The sequence below is a fragment of the Bartonella sp. AA1HLJMS genome, assembly GCF_042197445.1.
Lineage (GTDB): Bacteria > Pseudomonadota > Alphaproteobacteria > Rhizobiales > Rhizobiaceae > Bartonella.
Window position 1 is genome coordinate 1 of sequence record NZ_JBHIRW010000083.1, and the last position, 3,632, is coordinate 3,632.

General features: G+C 33.3%; 1 protein-coding gene and 1 pseudogene. Both read left to right on the forward strand.

The features are described from left to right. Positions 1-1,086: 1,086 nt before the first annotated feature. Positions 1,087-1,727, forward strand: a pseudogene (locus ACFIQE_RS09100) (hypothetical protein). 593 nt (positions 1,728-2,320) lie between these two features. Beyond that, entirely contained in the window at positions 2,321-3,127 is an 807-nt protein-coding gene (locus ACFIQE_RS09105) for a hypothetical protein (protein ID WP_375707587.1), read from the forward strand. The last annotated feature ends 505 nt before the right edge of the window (positions 3,128-3,632 follow it).

Consider the following 3,632-nt stretch of genomic DNA (forward strand, 5'->3'; position numbering starts at 1 on the left):
ATTTCATATGAGTTACAAACTATCTTTTGAAAGGCTTTAAAGATTACATACTCTCATAAGACATGTTTTAATCATTCTCTAAAATAATCTAATTTGTCGGTTCAATTTACTGACACATAACTGACAAGTTTTAATCAATTCACATCATGGTTATCTTTAAAGATTGTACTCTTGATATGAGTTATGTTTTTAAAATACTAACCTATTGAAATATAATGTTTTTAATTTTTCTCATTAAAAAAATAATAGAGGGTCTAAAAAGAACTGACAAAACTGACACAACTGACAAAAGCCTATTAAAAGGGATTTTACTGATCTCTATAATGATCAGTTGCTATTGAGATATTTTCATAACAGACAATAAATCGCAATTATTCTATTTATCGTTTCTCTTATGACAATGAAAAATGATGTCATGGCTATAAAGCATATAACAGTTATAAAGAATGCGTAAAAACAGTAGCTTTATTTGAATAAAGCAAAAATGCAAATGAATGCGTTGGTTATAAGAGCGCGGTGCTTATTAAGATAGTTCAAATGATAAATGCGTTATAAACAAAATTCACAAAAAAATTAAAATTCATTTAGTGACAAAATTGATAGGTTATAAAGTTAAAAATACGCATTATGAGAGCGTTTCTAAATATTATAAATGTATAGATTCAAACAATAACGCAATCGTTTCTAAAGCCAATAATATAGATTTAAAAGCATATAAATATAAAAGAAGCAATTAATAAGCATAAGATATTATCAATACACAACGTATTTAAAAAATAAAAAAATATCAAAAAAGATAAAATATTATTTGACAATAAATACGTATTTTGTTATATAAATAATCAAGTGATTCAAAACACTAAACTACTAGCAAATGGGTTACGAAATAACCTTTCCAAAGTCTTTAAAATACTGACTTTCTTTTATGCTTTTGTTAGCATATATAGTGATTTTGTCGGGTGTGGTTTGTTATAAAAAACCCTTATGGGGAAGGCATGCCAACGGACTAGTAGCCGTGTTTTGAGCGCCCGGCGCCCTATAAGGGTGTCAATTTCAAAACCTTTGTAAACTACTAGGATTAATAAAATGAATTCTATATCAAAAAACACCTCCCTTATATCTTTAAATGCAAATGAAACCGCGCTTGCTAATCAACAAGAGCCTGCAAAAAAATACGAATTTACAGGAGAGACAATAGAGGTTGGCTTTAAAACCCTTCATAGAATTCGCGCTTTAAGAGATTTTGGAGACGTAAAAAAGGTGATTTAGGCGGGTTTATACAAGGTGAAAGTAATTTATCCCATGATGGCAATTGCTGGGTGGGCGGTAAAGCCAAGGTTTATAGTAATGCAAGGGTTTACGATAATGCCGTTGTAAGTGGGTATGCCCATGTGAATAATATTGCTTGTATTTATGAAAATGCAAGGATTTATGGCAAGGCGGTTGTGGCTGGCAATATCTATGGCAATGCTCATGTGTATGGCTTTGCATGTATTTATCCGGATGCTCATATTTTTGGTAATGCTCATGTTCATTATTACGCTTGTGTTTTTAATGATACAAAAATTTATGATAATGCGAAAATTTCCGGATATGCTTGTATTTTTGCAAATGTAAAGATTTTTCGCAATGCGGTTATCAAAGGTGACACTTGGGTTCGCAATAATATTGAAGTCTGTAGTAAAGAAATTGTCTATAATGACCAGTCACTAAAAGACGCTGCGTAAATAAGACACGGGCGTGGCGGGGGCGCCCCTCTTTTAAACATTTCATTTTTAAATTTATCAAATATGAACTTAGGGAGTTACCTATGAACGCTATAACTGTGTCTAAAAAATACGAATTTACTAATGAAACACGTTGCGTGGCTGGTCATACTTTACACCGTATTAAAGCCATTAGAGATTTTTCTGATGTAAAGGCGGGCGACCTCGGCGGCTTTATTGAAAAGGAAAGTAACTTATCACATGATGGTAATTGCTGGGTAGCTAATGAGGCTTGTGTTTATAATAATGCTCTTGTTTCTGATAATGCTACTGTTTTTAATTATGCTCGTGTTTTCGATAATGCAAAGGTATTTGATTTTGCTAGTGTTTATGACAATGCAAAAATACATGATAATGCCTTGGTTTTTGGATATGCCTTTGTTTACAAACATGCTCGTGTTTTTAATAACGCTGCTGTATGTGATAAGGCTGTTATAAGAGACAATGCAAAAGTCTATGGGAATGCTTTTATTAATTGGTATACACGTATTGAAGACAATGAAACGATTAATCTTGCATCTCAAATTTCTGATGACGCTTGTGTCTCTTTACCTATAACAAAAAAATACGAATTTACGAATGAAACACGTTGTGTGGCTGGTCATACTTTACACCGCATTAAAGCCATTAGAGATTTTGCTGATGTAAAGACTGGTGATTTAGGTGGTTTTATCGAAAAGGAAAGCAATCTCTCTCATGATGGCAATTGCTGGGTCTATGATAATGCTACCGTTTTTTGGGAAGCTGTCGTTTCTGACAATGCAAAAATACATGATAATGCTTGTATTAATAGAAATGCTAAAGTTTATGGCAATGCCGTTGTTAATGATGATGCATGGGTTTTCGGTGCAAATGCTCATGTTTATGGCAATGCAAAAATATTAGGCTCTGCTCGTATTGATTGGGCTGCTCATGTTTACGATAATGCCGTCGTTTCTGACAATGTATATGTTTGTTACTTAGTAAAAATCTTTGGCAATGCTCATGTTTATGGCAATGTTTATGGGTATGCTCATGTTTCTTATGATGCTACGGTTTTTAGTTATGCAAGGGTCTATGGTCGTGCCATTGTTGCTGGCTCGGCTCGTATTCATAGCTATGCCAAGGTTTATAATTATGCCTTTATTAATGGTCGTGCAAAAATACATGGCAAGGTCTATGGCGGTGCTTTGGTGGGCGGTTGTGCTGAAATTTATGGCTCTGTTTTTGGCAATGCCAAGGTTTTATTCTATACTAAGGTCTGGGGACGTGCTTATGGCAATGCGAAATTAACCAAGAAAAGCAAAGTAAAGGAAGTTCCTATAAATTATGAAGTTTATGAAAGCGATAACCTTGTCAAGATTGTTGATGAAACAGAATAAAATAGACATGGGGGTGCCTTCTTGATGACTATAAACGCATTATAAGATAATTGCTTAATATACATATCATAAAAGAGAGCATTCATAAAAGAAAGCCGTGTCAAGTGATATGACGCGGCTTTCAAATAGCGTTTCTTATTGATTAAAATGAATCATCCACAATGGAGTAATCAGTACATATATCCAAAACGTATCATATTGCAAGCGCTCTATGAGAGATATGAAAACTTATCAAAAGGAATGTAAATGATGCATATGATCTTTAATCACTCATTTGAATGAGAGAGCCTATAAACGCTTGTTATGGCTATCAAACCTATCAAACAAATCAAAACGCTCGGTAGCTTTAACAATCCAATCAAAAGCAAATGCATATTAAGTGAATGTCTTGTAAAAACGTTCTTTTTAGCTTGCAAGCATTGGTTTTTAAAAGCAGCTTTTCATAAGATAAATAAACAAACGCTTTTATAAAGTGTAAGGTTTTTAAGATTTTGCTCTGCTGTGA